General features: G+C 64.1%; 20 protein-coding genes. 15 read left to right on the top strand and 5 right to left on the bottom strand.

Going from position 1 to position 20387, the window contains the following annotated elements; translation table 11 throughout:
• From ACZO3G_RS08970 to ACZO3G_RS09005, 8 genes are all read left to right on the top strand, one after another.
• The coding region (locus tag ACZO3G_RS08970) for an Hsp70 family protein (RefSeq protein ID WP_486847080.1) at positions 1-745 on the top strand (745 nt) is incomplete at its 5' end.
• A gap of 105 nt (positions 746-850) precedes the next feature.
• Positions 851-2011 (top strand): molecular chaperone DnaJ, encoded by a 1161-nt coding sequence (gene dnaJ / locus ACZO3G_RS08975; protein WP_101551756.1) that lies wholly within the window; start codon positions 851-853, stop codon positions 2009-2011.
• Positions 2012-2095: 84 nt separating this feature from the next.
• Entirely contained in the window at positions 2096-3016 is a 921-nt protein-coding gene (prmA, locus tag ACZO3G_RS08980; protein WP_276873202.1) for a 50S ribosomal protein L11 methyltransferase, read from the top strand.
• 4 nt (positions 3017-3020) lie between these two features.
• Positions 3021-3746 (top strand): 16S rRNA (uracil(1498)-N(3))-methyltransferase, encoded by a 726-nt coding sequence (locus tag ACZO3G_RS08985; RefSeq protein ID WP_276873201.1) that lies wholly within the window; start codon positions 3021-3023, stop codon positions 3744-3746.
• A 357-nt stretch (positions 3747-4103) separates the two neighbouring features.
• Complete coding sequence (locus ACZO3G_RS08990) at positions 4104-4847, top strand: M15 family metallopeptidase (RefSeq protein ID WP_276873198.1); 744 nt, start codon at positions 4104-4106, stop codon at positions 4845-4847.
• Positions 4837-5388 carry a hypothetical protein gene (locus ACZO3G_RS08995; RefSeq protein ID WP_276873197.1) on the top strand — a complete coding sequence of 184 codons (552 nt, stop codon included), beginning with the start codon at positions 4837-4839 and terminating at the stop codon, positions 5386-5388. The genes ACZO3G_RS08990 and ACZO3G_RS08995 overlap by 11 nt, the downstream gene beginning before the upstream one ends.
• Positions 5389-5498: 110 nt before the next feature.
• Positions 5499-6827 carry a glycosyltransferase 87 family protein gene (locus tag ACZO3G_RS09000; protein WP_276873195.1) on the top strand — a complete coding sequence of 443 codons (1329 nt, stop codon included), beginning with the start codon at positions 5499-5501 and terminating at the stop codon, positions 6825-6827.
• A 53-nt stretch (positions 6828-6880) separates the two neighbouring features.
• Complete coding sequence (locus ACZO3G_RS09005; protein ID WP_101551744.1) at positions 6881-7450, top strand: zinc dependent phospholipase C family protein; 570 nt, start codon at positions 6881-6883, stop codon at positions 7448-7450.
• 80 nt (positions 7451-7530) lie between these two features.
• On the opposite strand, the gene ACZO3G_RS09010 is transcribed toward ACZO3G_RS09005, so the two are convergent.
• Positions 7531-8715, bottom strand: coding sequence for a metal-dependent hydrolase family protein (locus ACZO3G_RS09010; RefSeq protein WP_276873192.1), 1185 nt, complete (start codon positions 8713-8715; stop codon positions 7531-7533).
• Positions 8716-9120: 405 nt separating this feature from the next.
• Between ACZO3G_RS09010 and ACZO3G_RS09015 the strand changes: the two genes are divergently transcribed.
• The 4 genes from ACZO3G_RS09015 (at position 9121) to ACZO3G_RS09030 (ending at position 11932) form a co-directional block, all read left to right on the top strand.
• Positions 9121-9828, top strand: a complete 708-nt coding sequence (locus ACZO3G_RS09015; protein WP_276873190.1) for a DUF5058 family protein — start codon at positions 9121-9123, stop codon at positions 9826-9828.
• A 4-nt stretch (positions 9829-9832) separates the two neighbouring features.
• Positions 9833-10537: a hypothetical protein gene (locus tag ACZO3G_RS09020; RefSeq protein ID WP_276873188.1), complete on the top strand. Its 705-nt coding sequence runs from the start codon at positions 9833-9835 to the stop codon at positions 10535-10537.
• Positions 10538-10604: 67 nt separating this feature from the next.
• Positions 10605-11246 carry a YczE/YyaS/YitT family protein gene (locus ACZO3G_RS09025; RefSeq protein WP_276873186.1) on the top strand — a complete coding sequence of 214 codons (642 nt, stop codon included), beginning with the start codon at positions 10605-10607 and terminating at the stop codon, positions 11244-11246.
• A 104-nt stretch (positions 11247-11350) separates the two neighbouring features.
• Complete coding sequence (locus ACZO3G_RS09030; RefSeq protein WP_172439248.1) at positions 11351-11932, top strand: TetR/AcrR family transcriptional regulator; 582 nt, start codon at positions 11351-11353, stop codon at positions 11930-11932.
• A gap of 136 nt (positions 11933-12068) precedes the next feature.
• Here the strand turns inward: ACZO3G_RS09030 and ACZO3G_RS09035 are convergent, their stop codons facing one another.
• From ACZO3G_RS09035 to ACZO3G_RS09050, 4 genes are all read right to left on the bottom strand, one after another.
• A complete protein-coding gene (locus tag ACZO3G_RS09035) occupies positions 12069-12797 on the bottom strand; it encodes an amino acid ABC transporter ATP-binding protein (RefSeq protein WP_101551733.1) in 729 nt (242 codons plus the stop codon).
• Complete coding sequence (locus ACZO3G_RS09040) at positions 12778-13443, bottom strand: amino acid ABC transporter permease (RefSeq protein WP_242970857.1); 666 nt, start codon at positions 13441-13443, stop codon at positions 12778-12780. The genes ACZO3G_RS09035 and ACZO3G_RS09040 overlap by 20 nt, the downstream gene beginning before the upstream one ends.
• Positions 13444-13584: 141 nt before the next feature.
• Entirely contained in the window at positions 13585-14409 is an 825-nt protein-coding gene (locus tag ACZO3G_RS09045; RefSeq protein WP_276873376.1) for a transporter substrate-binding domain-containing protein, read from the bottom strand.
• A 260-nt stretch (positions 14410-14669) separates the two neighbouring features.
• Positions 14670-16478 carry a glycoside hydrolase family 3 protein gene (locus ACZO3G_RS09050; protein ID WP_276873372.1) on the bottom strand — a complete coding sequence of 603 codons (1809 nt, stop codon included), beginning with the start codon at positions 16476-16478 and terminating at the stop codon, positions 14670-14672.
• Positions 16479-16893: 415 nt separating this feature from the next.
• On the opposite strand from ACZO3G_RS09050, the gene ACZO3G_RS09055 reads away from it, so the two are divergent.
• The 3 genes from ACZO3G_RS09055 (at position 16894) to ACZO3G_RS09065 (ending at position 20344) form a co-directional block, all read left to right on the top strand.
• Entirely contained in the window at positions 16894-18138 is a 1245-nt protein-coding gene (locus ACZO3G_RS09055) for an ABC transporter substrate-binding protein (protein ID WP_101551724.1), read from the top strand.
• 225 nt (positions 18139-18363) lie between these two features.
• Positions 18364-19263: a branched-chain amino acid ABC transporter permease gene (locus ACZO3G_RS09060; protein ID WP_101551722.1), complete on the top strand. Its 900-nt coding sequence runs from the start codon at positions 18364-18366 to the stop codon at positions 19261-19263.
• Positions 19264-19276: 13 nt separating this feature from the next.
• A complete protein-coding gene (locus ACZO3G_RS09065) occupies positions 19277-20344 on the top strand; it encodes a branched-chain amino acid ABC transporter permease (protein ID WP_276873367.1) in 1068 nt (355 codons plus the stop codon).
• Positions 20345-20387: the final 43 nt, after the last annotated feature.

Raw genomic sequence — 20387 nt, forward strand, 5'->3', positions numbered from 1 at the left:
CTCCCTCGGCATTGAGACGCTCGGCGGGGTCTGCACCAAGATCATCGAGCGCAACACCACCATCCCGACCAAGAAGAGCCAGATATTCTCCACCGCCGCCGACGGCCAGACCTCGGTCGAGGTCCATGTGCTCCAGGGCGAGCGCGAGATGGCCCGCGACAACAAGACGCTGGGCATGTTCCGGCTCGACGGCATCCCGGCCGCGCCGCGCGGCGTGCCGCAGATCGAGGTCACCTTCGACATCGACGCGAACGGCATCGTCCACGTCACCGCGAAGGATCTCGGCACCGGCAAGGAGCAGAACGTCACGATCACCGCGTCGACCAACATGTCCAAGGACGACATCGATAAGGCGGTCAAGGAGGCGGAGCAGTTCGCCGAGGAGGACAAGAAGCGCCGCGAGGAGATCGACGTGCGCAACGCCGCCGACCAGATGGTCTACCAGTCCGAAAAGGCGCTGACCGACCTGGGCGACAAGGTGTCCGCCGACGAGAAGAGCCGCGTCCAGCAGAAGATCGACGCCCTCAAAGAGGCGCTCAAGGGCACGAACGTCGACGACATCAAGCAGAAGCAGGAGGACTTGCAGAAGGATTTCTACGAGATGTCCTCCAAGATGTACCAGCAGGCGCAGCAGAGCGCCGGCCCCGAGGCGGGCGCGCAGCAGGATGACGGCGGCGCCTCCGCCGGCGGCGGGGACTATGTCGACGCCGACTACCGCGAGGTTGACGAGGACGACAAAAAATAATACAATGGAAAAAGTCTGCGGCAAGGCGGGGGGCGGGGCCTCTCGCCTTGCCGCGTGAAACAGCCGTTCCGGTGACATGGGAGCGGAAAGCAGAGGTGAGGGCAATTGGCTGATAAACGGGATTATTATGACGTACTGGGCGTCTCGAAGGACGCCTCCGCGGACGACCTCAAAAAGGCGTACCGCAAGCTCGCCAAACAGTACCATCCCGATATGAACCCGGGGGACAAGACCGCCGAGGCCAAATTCAAGGAGGTCAACGAGGCCTACGAGGTGCTCAGCGACTCCACCAAGCGCCAGCGGTACGACCAGTTCGGCCACGCGGGCGTCGACCCGAGCTACGGCGCGGGCGCCGGGGCGGGCGGCTTCGGAGGGGGCTTCGGCGGCTTCGACGTCGGGGACATCTTCGAGAGCTTCTTCGGCGGCGGATTCGGCGGATTCGGCGGCGGCTCCTCCCGGCCGCGCAACCCCAACGCCCCGATCCGCGGCAACGACATCAACGTGACGGTCGGCCTCTCCTTCATGGAGGCGGCCAAGGGCTGCAAGCAGCAGATCACGGTCCAGCGGCTTGAAAAATGCGAGACCTGCGGCGGCTCCGGCGCCAAAAAGGGCACCTCCCCCGAGACCTGCCCCGAGTGCGGCGGCACCGGTCAGGTGAAGGTCCAGCAGCGCACCCCCATCGGCGTCATCCAGACCACCCGCACCTGCACCAAGTGCTCGGGCAAGGGCAAGATCGTCAAGGAGCCGTGCGGCGACTGCCGCGGCATGGGCCGCGTGCGCCACACCCGCACACTGGAGGTCTCCGTCCCCGCCGGCATCGACGACGGGCAGACCTTCGTGCTGCGCGGGCAGGGCGACGAGGGGCTCAACGGCGGGCCGTCGGGCGACGTGAACATCATGGTCACGCTGCGTCCGGACACCCTCTTCGAGCGCGACGGCTTCGACGTGTGGTGCGACATCCCGATCACCTTCACCCAGGCGGTGCTCGGGGACGAAATCGTCGTGCCCACCATCGACGGCAAAGTCAAGTACAACGTCCCCGAGGGCACCCAGTCGGGCACCGTCTTCCGCCTGCGCAACAAGGGCATCCCCTACGTGAACGGGCGCGGGCGCGGCGACCAGTACGTCAAGGTCAACATCGAGGTCCCGCGCAACCTGAACGCCAAGCAGAAGGACGCGCTCAAAAAGTTCGAGGACCTGTCGAGCGACCGCAACTATGAAAAGCGGAAGAGCTTTTTTGACAAGCTCAAGGATGCGATGAAATAAGAATTGTTTACAAAACCGCCCTTTCTATGGGGGCGGTTTTGTTGTATAATTAAATATTAGCGTACTAGGACAAGGAGGAGCGGCATGCAGTACAGCGAAGTGAAACTGAAGGTGCCCGTCGAGCGCATCGAAACCGCCGAGGCGGTCGCCAACATGGTGGTGCCCTACGGCATCTATATCGAGGACTACAGCGACATCGAGGAGCTCGCCCCGCAGATCGCGCACGTCGACCTGATCGAGCAGGAGCTTCTGGAGCGCGACCGTACCCACGCGGTCATCCACCTCTACATCTCCCCCGGCGAGAGCCCGCTCGAGGCGGTCTCCTACCTGCGGGAGCGGCTGGAGGCGGAGGGGGTGCCCTTCTCGGTCGAGACGGACAAGGTAGACGAGGAGGACTGGGCCACCGCCTGGAAGAAATATTACTTCCCCACCAGGGTGGGGGAGCGGCTGGTCGTCTGCCCCTCGTGGGAGGACTACGCGCCGGCGCCCGGCGAGGTCGTGCTCACGATGGACCCTGGCATGGCATTCGGCACCGGCACCCACGATACGACGCGGCTGTGCATGCAGCTGCTCGAAAAATACGCGGCGCCCGGCGTGAAGCTGCTTGACGTCGGTACCGGCAGCGGCATCCTCGCCGTGGCGGCGCTGCTGCTCGGCGCGGATTCGGCCGTCGGTGTGGACATCGACGAGGTGGCCGTGCGGGTCGCGAAGGAAAACGCCGCCGCCAATGGCGTCGGGGACCGGGTGGCTTTTTTGGCGGGCGACCTCGCGGACAGGGTGGACGGGCGGTTCGCGGTCGTGACCGCGAACATCGTCGCGGACATCATCCTGCGCCTCATCCCCGACCTCGGGCGGTTCCTCGAGCCGGATGGCGTGTTCATCGCGTCGGGCATCATTGACACGCGGGAGGCGGACGTCGTGTCCGCCCTCGAGGGGGCGGGCTACCGCCTCGCCGACCGGCGCGAATCGGGCGGTTGGGTCGCGCTGGCCGCCGTGAGGGGGTAGCGGGATGCCCCGGTTTTTTACCGGCGAGGTGGACGGGCGGTCCGCTGTCATCACCGGCGAGGACGCGCGCCACATCGCGCTCTCCCTGCGCATGAAGCCCGGCGAGCCGCTCACCGTCTGCGACAGCGCCGGGCACGACTACCAGTGCGTCGTCGAGGCGGTCGATCCCGGGCGGGTGGACCTGCGGGTGGAGGCGGTCGCCCCCTCCGCCGGGGAGCCGGGGGTGGAGATCACCCTCTACCAGGCGCTGCCCAAGGGGGATAAGCTCGAAATGATCGTGCAGAAGGCGGTCGAGCTCGGCGTCGGGCGGATCGTGCCCGTGCTGACCCGCCGGTGCGTCTCCCGGCCCGATGAAAAGTCGATGAAAAAGAAGCTTGAACGCCTCAACCGCATCGCGCTCGAGGCCGCCAAGCAGTGCGGCCGCGGCCGGGTGCCGCCCGTCGAACCGCTTGTCGGCTTCGAGGAGGCGGTCGCGCGTATGAAGGAATCGCCGCTGGGCATCTTTTTTTATGAGAATGCCGACGAAAGCCTGAAAAGCGCGCTCTCCCGCCGACTCGGCGGGGAGGTTTCGATTATGGTCGGCAGCGAGGGCGGCTTCGAGCCCTCCGAGGCGGCTTTCGCCGCCGGGAACGGCCTGCTCGCCCTTTCGCTCGGCAGCCGCATCCTGCGCTGCGAGACCGCGCCCCTTGCCGCCATCACCGCCATCCTTTATGAGGCGGGGGATATTTGAGACGGACGCGGCAGATACTACCAGGGGAAACTTTTGAAAAAGGTTCCCCCGGACCCATTCAAAATGTTGGGTTCAGGCGCGGCGCGGACAACCGCCGCAGGCGCGCCCCGTGAGACGCGGCCGGGGAACGGGCCTGCAACTTTTGAAAAAGGTTCCCCCGGACCCCTTCAAAACGTTGGATTCAGGCGCGGCGCGGACAACCGCCGCAGGCGCGCTCCGTGGGGTGTGCGAAAGACGCGGGCGGAGATATCTAGAACAATTCTTCCTGCGCCCCGTCCAAACGTTGAGTTCGGGCGGGGAACGGGTGCCCGCCGCGGGACGGCGCCGGAACATACGAACAGGCATGGGAGGCATAGAATGAAACGATTATGGAAAGCCGGGACGGCGCTTTTACTGGCGGCGCTGCTGATTTTGAGCGGCTGCACCGCGCGCGCTCCCGCGCCGGAAGAGAGCGTTTCATCCGCTCCGGAAGAGGAGGGCGCCATGCCGGAACCCACGATGCTCCCCCGCGAAGAGGCGGGCGAATTGGAGAACCTGCTGCTTGTGAACGCGGAAAACCCCGTCCCGGACGGCTACGCGCCCGAACTCTATCCGGTGAGCGGCGCTTACCAGATGGATGCGGATGCGGCAGGCTCGATGCTGTGGATGCTCTACGACGCGGCCGCGCAGGGGGTCGACCTGATGGTCGTCTCCGCCTACCGGGGGACCGAGCGCCAGCGGCAGAATTTCAACAACAAGGTGCAGGAGTATATCTCGCTGGGCCTGAGCGAGGAGGAGGCGGTCGAGGTGACCTCCCAGTGGATCGCCCCTCCCGGCACGAGCGAGCATGAGACGGGGCTGGCGGCCGACATCGTGACCCCCGGCTACCAGATGCTCAACCACGGCTTTGCCGAAACGCAGGCCGCCAAATGGCTCGCGGCGCACGCGCCCGAGTACGGGTTCATCCTGCGTTACCCGGAGGACAAGACGGAGATCACCGGGATCACCTACGAGCCGTGGCATTTCCGGTATGTTGGAAAGCGTGCGGCGCGGGAGATCACCGAACGCGGCGTCTCGCTGGAGGAATATCTCGGAGTGGCGGGGGAGACGTATGCTGAGTAAGGAGAAGGTCGCGCACAGGCTGTCCCGCATGCTGGACGGCGGGCGGAGCCGCGCCGCGGCCGCGGCGGTGGCTTTCGCGGCGCTGGCCGCCGTCGTGGCCGCGGGGATGCTGCTCGCCTCCCGCGCGGCGGATATGCGCGGGGAGCTCATGCGCAGCAGCCTCGTCGCGGCGATCGCAACGCCCGGCGAGGAGGGGCGGCTTTCGCAGATTCTGAGCGATCCGGTGAAATCCGAGCTGCTCATGAAGTATATCAATTCGATGGCGGGGGTCGTGACCAACATGGAGGTCTCCCCGCGCCGGCACCTCTCCCAGTTTTCCGCGCTGCTAGACGCGGCGGAGGACGCGGGCGCGACGATTTTGGATTTCGACTGCGACGCGGGCGGACGGGTGCTGACCATCTCCTGCACGGCCCCGGACGGGAAATCCGCCGGGACGTTCGCACAGCTGTTGCGGGAAAACGGATATTTTTCGCGGGTGGAACGCAAGGAACTGTCCGCAGGGGATGAGCAAAACTTCCTAATTGACTGCTATTTTTCGTAGGAAATTTATACAAAACGACGGAAATGTGGAAAGTTTACAAAATTTTCACACCTTCAACAGACAGTTTTGGCGCGATATGATAAAATTTTGATTGCAATGGAAGTAAACTGATGGATGAAAAAAGACTGGGCGCTTCCTTTTGTCCCTCACCCGGGCAGATTCGCTGGTTTTTGACCGTGCTGGTGGCGTTCGCCGCGCTGGTGCGGCTGATGGTCGCCTATATCACCGTGCACTATTTCGACCTGAGCTTCTATGTGGACTGGTCGACCGGAGTGGCAAACGACTTCTTCGGCGCTTATAACAATATAGGGAACCTTGACTATCCGCCCCTTTTTCTCTTCCCCCTCTTCCTGACGGGGAAGCTGCTCGGGATCGGCGCGGTGCGCGCCTTCGACCCCTATATGATGCTCGCCCTCAAAGGGTGGCAGGTGCTGTTCGACCTCGCGTGCATCCCGCTCCTCTACCGCGTGCTGCGGCGGGAGGGGCAGCTCGTGGGGCTGGCCGGCGCCGCGATCTGGGCGGTCAATCCCGCCGGGATCCTCAACTCCTCCTACTGGGGGCAGACGGACAGCATCATGATCTTTTTGGTGGTGCTCGCCTTCCTGCTGCTCGAGGAGGGAAGGCCCGTCTGGTCGGGCGCCGTCATGGCGCTGGCCTGTCTGATGAAGTTCCAGTCCCTTTACTTCGCGCCCGTCTACGCGGTCGCGCTGCTCACCTCCTATCCGCCCAGACGGATTTTCCAGACCGTGGCGGCGGGAGCGGGCACGGTGCTCGCGGTCTTCCTGCCCTTCATGGCGCGTTCGGGCTGGGCGCTGCCGCTGGAGATCTACTTCGGCGGCTTCGGCCAGTACCAGGGGGCCAGCCTCAACGCCTTCAACTTCTATTCGTCGGCGGGGCTCAATTACAAGCATTTCAGCACGAAAATCCTCGGTCTGATCCAGGCGGACCACCTTTCGACCCTGCTTTTGGCCGCGGCTCTGGCGCTGCTTGTGGCCGTGTGGTTCACGGCCACCGAAAAGAGCGTCTGGCTGATGGGGTTCCTCTTCATGCAGACCGTCTTCATGTTCACGACCCGTATGCACGAGCGTTACCAGATCCCCGTGCTCGTGATGGCGCTCATCGCGGCGGCGCGGCACCGCAGCCGCGGGATGTTCGCCTCGTTCGGGGCGCTGGCGGTCATGGTGTTCCTCAACCAGTTCCTGGTATTGCAGCAGATTTTCGCGGCCGACAAGCAGGCCGGGTGGATCGCCCACTACGACGCGGTCGTCGTCGCGCTCTCCCATGTGAACCTGCTGCTCTACTTCGCGACGGCCTGGGTTGCGCTGCGCGTCTGTTACCGGCGCGGCCATTACGGCTTCGCGCGCTCCTTCCGGGCGATGCTGCCCGAACGGTGGCGCGGGTCGCCGCCAGGACCAAACCCGCAGCGCGGCGCGCCTTGACGCCTTGCAGATAAAGGGCCCCCGGGCCCAATAACCAGAAAGCGGTGTTTCCAATGAACCTATTTTCGCACATCACGATGGGCAGGTACCTCTACACCTACTTCACTGAAAATCTCGGCGTGGAGCTCGACAAGGGGAGCTTTGTGAGGTGGAACGTCCTGCCCGATATTGCGCCGAGCCTGCTCAAGCTCTCGCATTTTAAAAAGGACATTTACGACCTTGTGATGGCGCGCGCGGAACACCTGTCAAAGGAAGGCGACAACATGTCGGTGGAGGAATACAGCAAGCAGCTGGGCATCCTCTGCCACTTCATGTCCGACTTCTTCTGCTACGCCCATTCCGAATCGTTCGACGGCAGCAAGGCCGGCCACTTCAAATATGAAGTCCTCATGCAGTTCTACGGCTACCGACGCCGCAGCATGCTGCACGCGGTCGACCTCATCTCCAACGCGGCGGAAATCGACCACAGCACCGCGCTCTACGAGCAGATCAACGAGCTGCACGAGCAGTACTCCCAGCTCGCCCCCTCCTACGGCGTGGATTTTGTCTTTTCGCTGACCGCCTGTGTGGACCTGCTGATGGGGATGCTCGGCGCGAAAACGCCGGCGATTGCCGCGGCGTGAGCCCGGCGCGGAAATAACGTGATGAAAGGGCCCCGGTGCGTAAGCACCGGGGCCCTTTTTTGCCGTTCCCGGGGAACTCCTCAGCCGACGTGGACGCCGCCCTTGAAGACGTGCGCGCGGGGCTTGCCCATGACGGAGATGTCCTCGTCCGGGTTGCCGTCGATCACCACGAGGTCGGCGTATTTGCCGATCTTGACCGAGCCGGTCATGTCGGCCGCGCCGGCGATCTCCGCGCTGTTGATCGTGGCCTGGCGCAGCAGGTCGATGTTGGAGATGCCGATCAGGTCGCGGCGGACCAGAAATTCCTGCGCGGGGTTCTCCACGTAGGAGCCCATGTCCAGGTCGGTGCCCCAGCCGAACTTGAGCCCCGCCTTGTAGGCGGTCCGCAGGCTCTGCTGGAGCAGGGGGAGGTAGGTCTTGGCCTTGAGGGCGCGCCAGTCGTTCGAGTCGGCCTTGCTCAGGTCGATGAGGAACTGGAAGATGCCGATCGTCGGGACGAGAAAGGTGTCCTTCGAGCCGACGAGCATGTCGACGCCCTCCTCGTCGATGAGGGTGGCGTGCTCGATCGTGTGCACGCCCGCGCGGATGCTCATTTTGATGCCCTCGGTTCCGTGGCAGTGGACGGCCACGTATTTGTCGCGGGCCGCCGCGGTGTCGACCACCGTGCGCAGCTCCTCCTCCGTCGTGATCAGGTTGCCCGGCACGCTGCCCTCGTTGAGGAAGGCGCCCGACACCATGTATTTGACGAAGTCGCACCCGTGCGCGATCTCCTCGCGCACCGCGCCGATGACCGCCTCGCGCCCGTCCGCCTCGTTGTACATGAGGCTGAAGGCGTCGTTGCCCGCGTCCTTGGGGGAGATCATCAGCCCCGCGCTGTAGATGCGCGGGCCGGTGATCTGACCCTTCTGCACCGCGTTGCGCACGGCGATGGCGCAGCGGCTGTTGCTGCCCATGTCGCGCACGGTGGTGTAGCCGAGCTTCAGGTAGGTGTTGGCGTATTCGCAGGTGTCGAAGCAGGAGGTGCCGAAATCCTTGAGCTGGTTCTCCATCAGGTTGCCCGAGAGGGAGTGCAGGTGGGTGTGCAGGTCGAAGAGGCCGGGCAGAACGGTTTTGCCCGCCATGTCGAGGACGGGCGCGTCCTCGTAGCTCCCGCCCGCCGGGCGGATGTCCGCGATGAGCTCCCCGTCGAGGACGAGGTCGGCGGCGGGCAGGTCGTATCCTTCGGTAAGCGCCGGGATCAGGCGGCAGTTTTTCAGTACCAGCATGAGAATCCTTCTTTCTGTTTGCGTTGTGCACCGGCGGGAAAACAAAAAAAGCCCAGACGGAATACGCATCGGCCGCTCGGCCCATGCGGAGGATTCCTGTCCGGCTTTGTTGTTCGGCTGCCCCTGGGGGGCTGTTGATGTCCATTATAGGAACCCCGGGCGCAAAAGTCAAGGCGGGGAATGAATTTTCCGGAAAAACGCGGCGGGCTCTTGACAAATCGCTTTAAATTCGCTATGATTTAACACGTTAAAGCAAAAACAAACTATAGTCTGTACCGATAACGGGGGACGGTTTGATTTTGTTGTTCGGCAATCAGTAAGGGGGCGGTGGAACCGGCGGCCGGCCACAGAAAAAGCGGCCGCCAGAGGTGTTTTTCGGATCAAAAGAATTGAGGAGCGGTAAAAATGAGCAATTATCTGTCGATAGCAAACAGCCCGATCATGTGGCTATCCTGCTTCCCGCTGGTGCTGCTGGTGCTCTGCCAGGCGGTTCTGTATACCCGCCGGGCGTTCGCCACCGCCGTCAAGATGGGAATCTCCAAGAGCGACTGCGTCAAGGCCTTCCGCGCCGGGATGATCTCGGCCATCGGGCCGTCCGTCGCGGTCTTCATCATGATGGTGGGACTCATGTCCGCCGTCGGGTCGCCCGTTTCGTGGATGCGGCTTTCCGTCATGGGCGCCGCCGCGGGCGAAATGATCAACGCCGGCCTCGGCGCGCAGGCCGTGGGCAGCGCGCTGGGCGCCGCCGACTTCGGCATCCGCGCCTACGCCGCCGCCCTGTGGGGGATGAGCCTCTTCTCGGTGGCCTGGATCGTCGTGCTGGTCTTTATCCCGCAGATGAACAAGGTGCAGGTCAAGGTCGAAAAATACGACAAAAACCTCATGACCCTGATCAGCACGGCCAGCATGCTGGGCATCATGTCCTACATGACGATGGAAAACTGCCTGACCGGGCTGCCGATGATCGTCGCCTGCGTGAGCGCGTCGCTCTGCATGGTGGGGCTCTCCAGGACGGTGAAAAAGCTGCCCTGGCTGCGGGAGTACCACATGGGCATCGCCATGATCGTGGGCATCGTCTGCGCGCCGGTCTGCGCCTGGCTGATTGGAGGTTGAGGAGATGAAAAGTGCAGTGACTGAATCGAATTTCAAGGGCATGTCGGACGAACAGTTCACAAGGGAGTTCGGAAAGCCCTCCATCCGCATCGGGAGCATCACGCTGATCATCGGGTTCGTGCTGGCGTTCGTGCCCGCGTTCACCCTCTGGCTGGTGTACGGCGTCGTGCCCACCCCCGCCGAGATCGCGATCATCTTTACGCTCGTCGTCTCCTCCGGGTTCGCCTGGATGGTGGTCGAGCCGATCTCCTACTACGGCGTGCTCGGCGCGGCGGGCAGCTACATGGCCTTTTTGAGCGGCAACATCAGCAACATGCGCCTGCCCTGCGCGATGGTCGCGCAGGAGGTCACCGGCGTGAAGCCGGGCACCAAGGAGGGCGAGCTCATGGCGACGATCGGCATTGCGGGCTCGATCGTCACCAACCTGATCTTCGTCACCCTCGGCGCGATCGGCGGGACCCTGCTGCTCGGCGCGCTGCCCGCGTCGGTCAAGGACGCGTTCAAATACGTGCCCGCCTCGATCTTCGCGATCATGTTCACCAACTTCATGCTCAAGCGCCCCGACCTGGGCGCCTTCGGCGTCATCTCCGCGCTGCTCATCCTGACGGTGGGATCGATGTTCATCCCGCTGCCGCTGCAGATGCTGCTGAACGTCGTGCTGGTGGTCGCCGTCGGCATCCTGATCTACAGGAAGAAGAAAAAGATCTGAATCTCCCGCGCGTATCAGAACGTCCGGGGAGAGGGAGGCTGACAACATCAATATCACGGTAAAATCCATGTCCAAACTGCTGGTGGGACTGCTGCTCTACGCGGTGGGCATCGTCGTGTTCGCGCAGTCGGGCATCGGCATGGCCCCGTGGGACGTCCTGAGCGACGGCCTCTCCCACACGCTGGGCATCTCGCTGGGGGCCGCGGTGCTGGGCGTCTCGGTCGTGCTGCTGGCGGTCAACTGGCGGATGGGCATCCGCATTGGGCTGGGGAACATCCTCGACCTGGTCATCACCGGCCCGATCGTCGACGTCATCCAGGCGCATCATCTGATCCCCGCGGCCCAAAACCTTTCGCAGAAGCTGCTGATGGTGGCCTGCGGGCTCATGGTGCTCAACGTCGCCACCTACTTCTATGTGGGGGCGGGGCTGGGGGCCGGTCCCCGCGAGGGGCTCATGATCGGCATCGTCCGCCGGACGGGCTGGTCAGTGCGGTTCACCAAGAGCGGGCTCGAGCTCTCCGCCATTTTGGCGGGCACCCTGCTCGGCGGGCGGTTCGGCATCGCCACCGTCATCGTGGCGCTCGTCACCGGGCCGCTCATGAACCTCACCTTCGACCTCGTCCACTTCGACATCAAGTCAGTGCCGCAGGTCTACCTCGACGACCAGCTGCGCATCCTGCGGGAGCGCGGGGCCTGCCGCAGGAAATAGCGATCCGCCGCGCGCCCCCTCGGGGGCGCGCGCTTTTGAGCCGGGGCCCCTTGCGCGCAGGCGGCGGTTGGTATAAAATGAAACCAGACGGGGAGGGAAGGCCGATGGCAAAGACGGAAGTCCGGGAACGCATCGCGGAGGCCGCGTGGCGGCTCTTCGACGAGAAGGGCTATGAAAACGTGTCGGTCGACGAGATCATCGCCGCGACCGGCACCTCCAAGGGCGCGTTCTACCACTATTTTTCCGCGAAGGACGAGCTGCTTTCGGCGCTGCCCGACAAGTTCGACAACGACTACGACGCGTGGGCGGCCCAGTGCCCGCCCGTCATGCCGAGCGCCGACCGCATCGTGGCGCTCTGCCGGTTCGTCTGCAAGAACATGGAGCTCAAGCTCAGCCGCCAGATCATCACCGAGATCTATTCCACCCAGCTCGTGACGCGGGGGCCGAAGTTTTTGACGAGTGAAAGCCGCCGGTACGTCAAGCTGCTCAACCAGTATGTCCACGAGGGGCAGGAGCGGGGGGAGATCACCGGCGCGATCGCCTGCACCGAGCTTTCCCAGATGCTCGACATCCAGCTGCGCGGGCTCATCTACGACTGGTGCCTGCGGGACGGCGCCTACAGCATGGAGGCGATGTGCGACAAGCTCATCGGCGCCTTCATGAGGGCGATGCGCCCCGGGGAATAGCGGGAAAAACAGGAGGGACCGGTACCCGTTGGGTACCGGTCCCGTTTTTTTCCTGGGAAAAGAACCAAAAAGCGCTTCTCAGGATCCAGCCGCCCCATTTGAAAAGGCGGAGGAAACTTTTGGAGAGCGGCGGAAGCTACAGGACCTTGTTGAGGAAATCGATCGTGCGCTGCTCGCGCGGATGGCCGAAGATCTCCTCGGGGGTGCCCTGCTCGACGATCACGCCGCCGTCCATGAAGATCACCCGGTCGGCGACCTCGCGGGCAAAGCCCATCTCGTGGGTGACGACCACCATCGTCATGCCCGCGTCGGCCAGCTGGCGCATGACCGCGAGCACCTCGCCGACCATCTCGGGGTCGAGCGCGGAGGTCGGCTCGTCGAAGAGCATGATGTCCGGGTCCATCGCCAGCGCGCGGGCGATGGCCACCCGCTGCTGCTGCCCGCCCGAAAGCTGCGCCGGGTAGGCGTCCGCCTTGTCCGCGAGGCCCACCCGCTCGAGCAGCTCGCGCGCCTTCTTTTCCGCGGCGGGCTTGTCGAGCTTTTTCCGGTCGAGCGGGGCCATCGTGATGTTCCCGGTCACCGTCAGGTGGGGGAAGAGGTTGAACTGCTGGAACACCATGCCGATGTTTTCACGGATTTTGTTGAGGTCGGTCTTGCCGTCGGTGAGGAGGTATCCGTCCACCTCGACCTCTCCGCCCGTGGGCGTCTCGAGGAAGTTGAGGCAGCGCAGGAAGGTCGATTTGCCGGAGCCGGACGGCCCGATCATGCAGACGACCTCCCCCTCGCGCACCTCGAGGTCGATGCCCCGGAGCACCTCCAGCGAGCCGAAGTCCTTGCGGAGGCCCTTAACCCTTACCTTTGCCATTGTGGAGCCTCCTTTCGATCCGCTTGGAAATCTTGGACAGAATGAAGATGATGATGAAGTAGATCACCGCCACGGTCGCCCACACCTCGAAGGAGCGGAAGGTCCGCGCCACGATCAGGCTGCCGCTCTGCATGAGCTCGGGCAGGCCGATCGCGTAGAGGATCGAGGTGTCCTTGAGGGTGATGATGAACTGGTTGACCATCGAGGGGATGACGATCCGCACCGCCTGGGGCAGGATGACCTTGCGCATCGCGCGCCCATAGGGGAGCCCGAGGCTGCGCGCGGCCTCCATCTGGCCGACGTTCACCGCCTGGATGCCGCCGCGGAAGATTTCCGACAGGTAGGCCCCCGCGTTGAGGGAGAGGGTGATGACGCCCGCCTGCACGGCGGTGAGGCGGATGCCCAGGCCGTTCGGCACGCCGAAATAGATGAAGAAGGAGAGCACCATGACCGGCACGCCCCGCATGACGTCGATATAAATCTGGGAAATCCACTGGAGCGGCTTTTTGCCGGAGATCTGCAAAAGGCAGCAGAACAGGCCGAGCAGGGTGGCGATCAGCAGGGAGATGACCGTCACCTGCACGGTGCCGCCCAGCCCCTTGACCAGCATGGGGAACGACTCTTCCAACAGTTTCAGATAGCGCACGGCGATCGTCCTTTCATGGCAAGTGTGGACACGGCGTTTCGGCTCATCCTCCGCGCCGCGGGAGATCAGCCGGACCGCCGGGAAAACGCGGCTGTGCGGCGGGACAAGCCCTGCCCCGCCGCACGGATGCGCGCCGAATGGTTACTTTTTGATATAGGTGTCGAGGATCTCCTGGTATTTGCCGCTGTCGCGCAGGTTCTGGAGGCCCGCGTCGAACATCTCGATCAGCTCGGGGTTCTGGCCCTTGTTGACCGCGAAGCCGTAGGAATTGCCGCGCTCCATCTCGGTGACGATCTTGAGCCCGATGTCCTGCGAGATCGCGTAGCCGAGAACCGGGTAGTCCTCGAAGCAGGCGGCCGAGTTGCCCGCCTTGACGTCCTCATACATGTTGGAGGAGTCGGCGAAGTAGGTCACGGTGAAGCCGTATTCATCCATGATGCTCTCGGCGAAGGCCGCGCCCTCGGTGCCCTTCTTGATGGCGACGTTTTTGCCCGCCAGGTCGGCATAGCCCTTGATCTCCCCGTTGTCCGCCTTGATGCCCATCACGACGCCCGAATCAAAGTAGGGCTCGGAGAAGTCGAAGATCTCCCTGCGGGCGTCGGTGATGCTCATGCCGGCGATCATGCCGTCCGACTGGCCCGACTGCACCGACTGGAGCGACGCGTCGAAGCCGAGCACCTGGATCTCATACTGGAAGCCCTGGTCCTCCGCGATGGCCTTCAGCAGGTCCATGTCGATGCCGACGAAGTTGCCCTGCGCGTCCTGGAACTCGAACGGCGCGAAGGTCGTGTCGGTGGCGATGAGGTAGGTCTTGCCCGGGGCGGCCGGGGTATCGGCGGCGCTTCCGGCGGGGGCCGCGCTGTCCGAGGGGGTCTCGGCGGGAGCCGGGCTGCCGCCGCAGGCGGCGAGGGCGGCCGTCATCGCGAGGGCGAGGGCGAGCGCGAGCAGTTTCTTTATCGATTTCATTTCTTTCTTCCTCCCAATTCAGATGTATATCGGACAAAGCGGCGTGCTTGCAGGAAAAACCGGTGGTTCCTGCATCCGTCCACGGGCGCGCCGGAGGGCGCGCGGCATTTTCCGCTTCGCTCAATATCCTCTATTTTATCAGCCCGCATGGGGAAATGTCAATCCCCGGAAGGGTTTGCTATGGGAAAAACAGCACAAAGGAGCCAAAATTATTTTGTCGAATCTGTGCAGGACCGGAAAAACAGATGTGCAATTTCCAGCTAATCCAATTTCACGGGAAGCGCGCCGCGCGGCTGAAACCCTCCCGCGAGCAGGGAGACGGCGCTTCCGGTGGAGAGCGGGGTGTACTCGTAGCCGCAGACGGCGGTGACCTCCGGCGGGAGCAGGCCGGCCAGGTAGGGGCTCCCGAGCAGCAGCACGACGGCGTCGGGGTTGGCCTCCGCGACCGCGCGCACAAGTCCGGCCTGCTCCGCGCGGGTCATCGCGATCACGACCCTGTCCGCCTCCGCCGCCGCGGCTGCGCAGGCTGCGGTCTGCGCCCCGTCGGGCGCGGGGCCGATGAGCAGCGATTTTCCGGAGAACCGCGCGGCCGCCCGGGCGGCGAAGGAGGCGGCTTCGGGGTCGGTCCCGGCGGGGGCCGCGGAGAGGGGAAGGGGCGGGGAGATTGCGAGGAGGCGCTCCTCCGCGAGCGTCCCCAGCGGGAGTAGGCCGCGCGGGTCGCGCAGCAGCGTCATGCTCTTGTCGCTGACCTCCCGCGCGAAGCGGGCGTGCTCCTCCTCGTGGGTGTGGTCGGGACCAAGCGGCAGCCCGCCGTCGAAGAGCCCGTATTTCTCCTTATAGAACAGGATGCGCCCCACCCGGTCGTCGAGCGTCTCGCGGGAGATCGTGCCGTTTTTGACGGCGGCGAGCACCTCGTTGTAGGCGGCGCGCTGGACCTGAAGGCCCGCCGCGCCGTCCTCGCCCGTGCCGGTCGTGAGGATGTCGGCCCCCGCGTTCACCGCCAGCACGCACGCGTTCCCGATACCGTACTGCGAGGTGACCGCGCCCATGCGCATCGAGTCGGTGAAGATGAGCCCCTCGAAGCCGTTGGACAGGCCCTCCCCCTCCCGCAGCATGCCGGTGAGCACCGCCTTGGAAAGGGTCGCGGGCCGCCCGTCCGGGTCGATCCGGGGGTAGAGGATGTGCGCGGCCATCACGCCCGCGACGCCCGCCTTGCCTGCGGTCAGGAAGGGGACCAGCTCGGCCGCCGCGAGTTCGTCGAGGGATTTCTGCGAGACGGGAAGGCCGTAGTGGGAGTCGACCGACGTGTCCCCGTGGCCGGGGTAATGCTTGGCGACCGCCAGCACCCCACGGCTCTGCAGCCCGAGCGCGTAGGCCGCGGCGGCGCCCGCCACCCGCTCGGGGTCGTCGCCGTAGGAGCGCACCCCGATGACGGGGTTCAGCGGGTTGGTGTTCACGTCCGCGACGGGCGCGAGGTTGCAGTTGATGCCGAGCGCCCGCAGCTCCTCCCCGACGAACTCCCCCTCGATCCTGAGGGCGTTCGCCTCGGGCACGGGGTCGAGGGCGGTGGGCTCCCCGCCCGACGCGGCGAAGGCCATTGCGCCGGGGTAGACGGTGGCGCCGTCGGTGACGCGGGTGACCTCCCCGCCCTCCTGGTCGACCGCGATGAGAGCGGGCGCTCCGGTCGCCTCGGTCACGGCGCGCTGAATGGAATCGGTCAGGGCGGAGATCTGCGCCCCGTTTTCACAGTTGTTGCCGAAGAGGATGACGTTCCCGATCTTCGCCTCGGTGAGAAAGGCGAGGGAGGCCGCGTCGAGGCCCGTCCCGGGGATCGAGACGAGGAAGAGCTGGCCGACCTTTTCCTCGTCGGTCATCCCCGCGAGCAGTTCCCGCGCCCGCTCCCCCTCCGGCGCGGGGGCGGGCGCGGCGGGCGGAATGGGGTCCGCGTCCTCCGGCGCGGAGGAGGCGGGCGCGGACTGCGCGGGCTCCCCGAGCGGCGCGGGAGCGGGCGCGCAGCCCGCGAGCGTCAGCGCGCAGAAAAGCGCGCACAGGGTCGGTTTATGAAGCATATTGAAACTTCCTCCAATGGATTTCTATGGTTGACAGCGGGTCTTTCTTATTCTATCATATTTAGATAGGGCCGCCAACCGGGGATTTGGACGCCGGTGGAATACGGATGTATTTTGCAGGTGGAATTTCTTCAAAGACGCGCCCAAATCCTTGTGAAATCTTCCGATGTCCCTGACCGATTTGTCAAAAAAAGCGGCATGTCTTTTGGGATTTAAAACAAATACCAAAAAATCAATTAAAATTTTATGAATAATCCTAAAAGAAATCGTGTTTGTCTTTTGAGGATTGGCGAAAAAGACTATGGATTTTACAGGGTATTTGCAATATACTTGAAAAAAGTAATCTGTTACTTTAAAGCGGTAGCGGCCGACACCGGACGCCGCCCCTTTACCAATTGAATTGGGAGGAAAGAAAATGAAAAAGTTACTGGCACTGACCTTAGCGGTCATGATGGTGCTCTCGCTGGCCGCCTGCGGCGGCAGCGACACCCCTGCGGCCCCGTCCGCCCCCACCGACGGAAGCGCCGAGGCCCCTGCCGCGGACGGCGCGCCCTCCGCTTCCGGCGACACGATCAAGGTCGGCCTGCTGGCCAACACCACCGGCGACAACGCCATGTACGGCAACGCGGTCAAGAACGGCGCGATGCTCTACTTCGATGAGGTCAACGCGGCCGGCGGCGTGAACGGCAAGCAGATCGAGGTTATCGCCCTCGACGAGAAGGGCGACGCCACCGAGGCTGTCACCGCCTTCAACCGCCTGCTCGACCAGGGCATCACCGCGCTGGTCGGCTCGGTCCTCACCGGCCCGACGATCGCCGTCGCCGACGAGACCTATCCGATCAACATGCCGCAGGTCACCGCCTCCGCGACCGCCGCGGGCGTCACGATGATCGACCCCGAGGACCCCGCGAGCGAGATCCGCACCAACATCTTCCGCTCCTGCTTCATCGACCCGTTCCAGGGCGAGAAGATGGCGCAGTACGCCTCCGAGAAGCTCGGCGCCAAGACCGCCGCCGTCATCTTTGAGACGGGCAGCGACTACTCGGTCGGCCTCAAGGACGCGTTCGTCGAGAAGTGCGGCGAGCTGGGCGTCGAGGTCGTCGCGGCCGAGGGCTACAGCAAGGGCGACGTGGATTTCAAGGCGCAGATGACCAACATCGCCTCCAAGAACCCCGACGTCGTCTTCTCCCCCAACTACTACCAGGATGATGGCATGATCGTCACCCAGGCCCGCGCCGCCGGCGTCACCGGCACCTTCCTCGGCGGAGACGGCTGGGGCAGCGTCAAGGACTACGCCTCCGCGGAGGACCTTGAGGGCTCCGTCTACTGCTCCGGCTACGCGCCCGGCTCCAACGACGCGGTCAAGAAGTTCGAGGCCGACTACGAGGCCAAGTACGGCGAGGCGATCCCCAACATGTTCGCCCCGCTCGGCTACGACGCCGCCCTGCTGCTGGTCGAGGGCCTGAAGGCCGCCGAGGCCGCCGGGCTGGAAGCCGGCTCCGACGACTACAAGCAGGCCGTGATCGACGGCATCAAGGGCATCAACGGGGTCGAGGGCATCACCGGCTCCTATGCGTTCGACGAGTACAACAACCCCATCAAATCCGCCGCGATGATCAAGCTGACTGGCGGCGAAGAGGTCTTCACCGAGCTCTTCTGATCCGCGAACGGAACAACTGCAAGGAACAACTGTGCCGGGGGGAAGAGCATCTCTTCCCCCCAGCATGGTTTCTTCTGCTTCATGGAGGGCGGACGCCCAATGGGCATTCCTACGCGGGCAAGGGCGCTTCGCGTGGAAACGGCCATTGGCTGTTCGCAATTTTTGCTACCATCGGGCCGGCGCGTGCCGGGCCCCATCCGCCGAAGAAAGGACGTGGCAAAGCCTATGTCTCTGTTCTCTACCATCGTCAGCCAGCTGGTCAACGGACTCCAGTCCGGCTCCATCTACGCCCTGGTGGCCCTGGGCTACAGCATGGTGTACGGCATCATCCTGCTTTTAAACTTCGCGCACGGCGACATCATCATGGTGGGCGCCTACGCCGCGTGGATGTGCATGGTGAACTTCCACCTGCACCCGGTCGTCTCCATCCTCATCGCGATCCTGACGAGCACCCTGCTCGGCGTCGTCATTGAGAAGGTGGCCTACACGCCGCTGCGCTCCGCGCCCCGTCTCTCGCTGCTCATCACCGCCATCGGCGTCTCCTTCCTGCTCGAAAACGGCTTCCAGCTCATTTTCGGCGCGGGCGCGAAGGACATGTCCAGCGCCATGACCGCGGTCACCGGCGGACCGAGCATCTCCTTCGGCGGGACGACCCTCAGCTTCCCCGCCATGCTCACCATCATCGTCTCGATCCTCTCGATGGCGGTGCTCACCTTCCTTGTCCAGAAGACCAAGCTCGGCAAGGCGATGCGCGCCGTCAGCGAGGATATGGGCGCGGCCCAGCTCATGGGCATCAGCGTCAACGCGACCGTCTCCTTCACCTTCGCGGTCGGCTCCGCGCTGGCGGGCATCGGCGCGATCCTCTACCTCTGCGCCTACCCGCAGGCCAACCCCACCATGGGCTCGATGCTCGGGCTCAAGGCGTTCGTCGCCGCCGTGCTCGGCGGCATCGGCTCGATCCCCGGCGCGATGATCGGCGGCTTCGTCATCGGCATGGCCGAGGCGCTCGTTTCGGCGGTCGGGCTCTCCGTGTGGAAGGACGGCGTCGTCTTCGCCATCCTGATCGTCGTGCTGCTCGTCAAGCCCACCGGCATCCTCGGGCGCAATATCACCGAAAAGGTTTAAGGGGGGCGTTGAGATGAATCAGAATCAAAAACGCATCCCCATGCCCGCGCGCTACGCGATCAACGCCGCGCTGGTCGTCCTGGCGTTTGTGGCGCTCAACCTCATCACCGGCGCGCTCTCGAGCTACTACACCAAAATTCTCATGCTTGTCGGCATCAACATCATCTTGGCCGTCTCGCTCAACGTGGCGACCGGCTACCTCGGGCAGCTTCCGCTCGGGCACGCCGGGTTCATGGCGGTCGGCGGCTATGCGGCGGGCATCTTCCTCAAGGCGATGCCCATGCCCAACCTCGACAAGCTCCCCGAAGGGGTAAACGCCGCCGCCGCGCACCTCCAATACAATTTCTACGTCGTGCTGGCGCTTCTGCTGGCGGGGCTGGTGGCCGCGATCTTTGGCATCATCATCGGCGTGCCCGCCCTGCGCCTCAAGGGGGACTACCTCGCGATCATCACCCTCGGCTTCGGCGAGATCATCCGCGTCGTGCTCCTCAACATCGACAGCGTGCTCGGCTTTGACTTCACCTTCGGCGCCTCCGGCCTCAAGCGCATCCCCAAGGCCGCGACCGTCTCGAACGTGTTCATCTGCGTGGTGATCACCTGCCTGGTGATCCACATGGTCATGAAGTCCCGCCACGGGCGCGCGATCCTCTCGATCCGCGAAAACGAGATCGCCGCCGAAAGCTGCGGCATCCACACCACCTACTACAAGGTCATGGCGTTCACCCTCTCGGCGTTCTTCGCGGGAGTGGCGGGCGCGCTCTACGCGACCTATGTCGGCATCCTCCAGCCGAACACCTTCGGCTTCATGAAATCGATCGAAATTCTCGTGATGGTCGTGCTCGGCGGCATGGGCTCGATGCTCGGTTCGATCCTCTCCGCCACCGTGCTCACCGCGCTGCCCCAGGTGCTGCTCGCCTTCGATAAGTGGCGCATGGTGCTCTATTCGATCGTGCTCATTTTGGTGATGATCTTCAAGCCCTCCGGCCTGATGGGCACCTACGACTTCTCGATGAGCAGGCTGCTTGAGAAGTTCATGAACCGCTTTGGCGGGAAAAAGAAGGGGGAGGCGGTCAAGCAATGAGCGATTACGAGCTGACCTATAACGACTACGACAGCCGGGAAAA

This window comes from Anaerotruncus sp. (assembly GCF_057433415.1).

What these genes read in the sequence shown, in the direction of transcription:
- ACZO3G_RS08990 (WP_276873198.1), top strand. Translation starts at nt 4,104, where the DNA reads ATGAAACGATTATGGAAAGCCGGGACGGCGCTTTTACTGGCGGCGCTG.
- ACZO3G_RS09055 (WP_101551724.1), top strand. Translation starts at nt 16,894, where the DNA reads ATGAAAAAGTTACTGGCACTGACCTTAGCGGTCATGATGGTGCTCTCG.
- ACZO3G_RS09025 (WP_276873186.1), top strand. Translation starts at nt 10,605, where the DNA reads ATGTCCAAACTGCTGGTGGGACTGCTGCTCTACGCGGTGGGCATCGTC.
- ACZO3G_RS09045 (WP_276873376.1), bottom strand. Translation starts at nt 14,409, where the DNA reads ATGAAATCGATAAAGAAACTGCTCGCGCTCGCCCTCGCCCTCGCGATG.
- ACZO3G_RS09020 (WP_276873188.1), top strand. Translation starts at nt 9,833, where the DNA reads ATGAAAAGTGCAGTGACTGAATCGAATTTCAAGGGCATGTCGGACGAA.
- ACZO3G_RS08995 (WP_276873197.1), top strand. Translation starts at nt 4,837, where the DNA reads ATGCTGAGTAAGGAGAAGGTCGCGCACAGGCTGTCCCGCATGCTGGAC.
- ACZO3G_RS09050 (WP_276873372.1), bottom strand. Translation starts at nt 16,478, where the DNA reads ATGCTTCATAAACCGACCCTGTGCGCGCTTTTCTGCGCGCTGACGCTC.
- prmA (WP_276873202.1), top strand. Translation starts at nt 2,096, where the DNA reads ATGCAGTACAGCGAAGTGAAACTGAAGGTGCCCGTCGAGCGCATCGAA.
- ACZO3G_RS09030 (WP_172439248.1), top strand. Translation starts at nt 11,351, where the DNA reads ATGGCAAAGACGGAAGTCCGGGAACGCATCGCGGAGGCCGCGTGGCGG.
- ACZO3G_RS09035 (WP_101551733.1), bottom strand. Translation starts at nt 12,797, where the DNA reads ATGGCAAAGGTAAGGGTTAAGGGCCTCCGCAAGGACTTCGGCTCGCTG.
- ACZO3G_RS09010 (WP_276873192.1), bottom strand. Translation starts at nt 8,715, where the DNA reads ATGCTGGTACTGAAAAACTGCCGCCTGATCCCGGCGCTTACCGAAGGA.
- ACZO3G_RS09065 (WP_276873367.1), top strand. Translation starts at nt 19,277, where the DNA reads ATGAATCAGAATCAAAAACGCATCCCCATGCCCGCGCGCTACGCGATC.
- ACZO3G_RS09000 (WP_276873195.1), top strand. Translation starts at nt 5,499, where the DNA reads ATGGATGAAAAAAGACTGGGCGCTTCCTTTTGTCCCTCACCCGGGCAG.
- ACZO3G_RS09060 (WP_101551722.1), top strand. Translation starts at nt 18,364, where the DNA reads ATGTCTCTGTTCTCTACCATCGTCAGCCAGCTGGTCAACGGACTCCAG.
- ACZO3G_RS08985 (WP_276873201.1), top strand. Translation starts at nt 3,021, where the DNA reads ATGCCCCGGTTTTTTACCGGCGAGGTGGACGGGCGGTCCGCTGTCATC.
- ACZO3G_RS09015 (WP_276873190.1), top strand. Translation starts at nt 9,121, where the DNA reads ATGAGCAATTATCTGTCGATAGCAAACAGCCCGATCATGTGGCTATCC.
- ACZO3G_RS09005 (WP_101551744.1), top strand. Translation starts at nt 6,881, where the DNA reads ATGAACCTATTTTCGCACATCACGATGGGCAGGTACCTCTACACCTAC.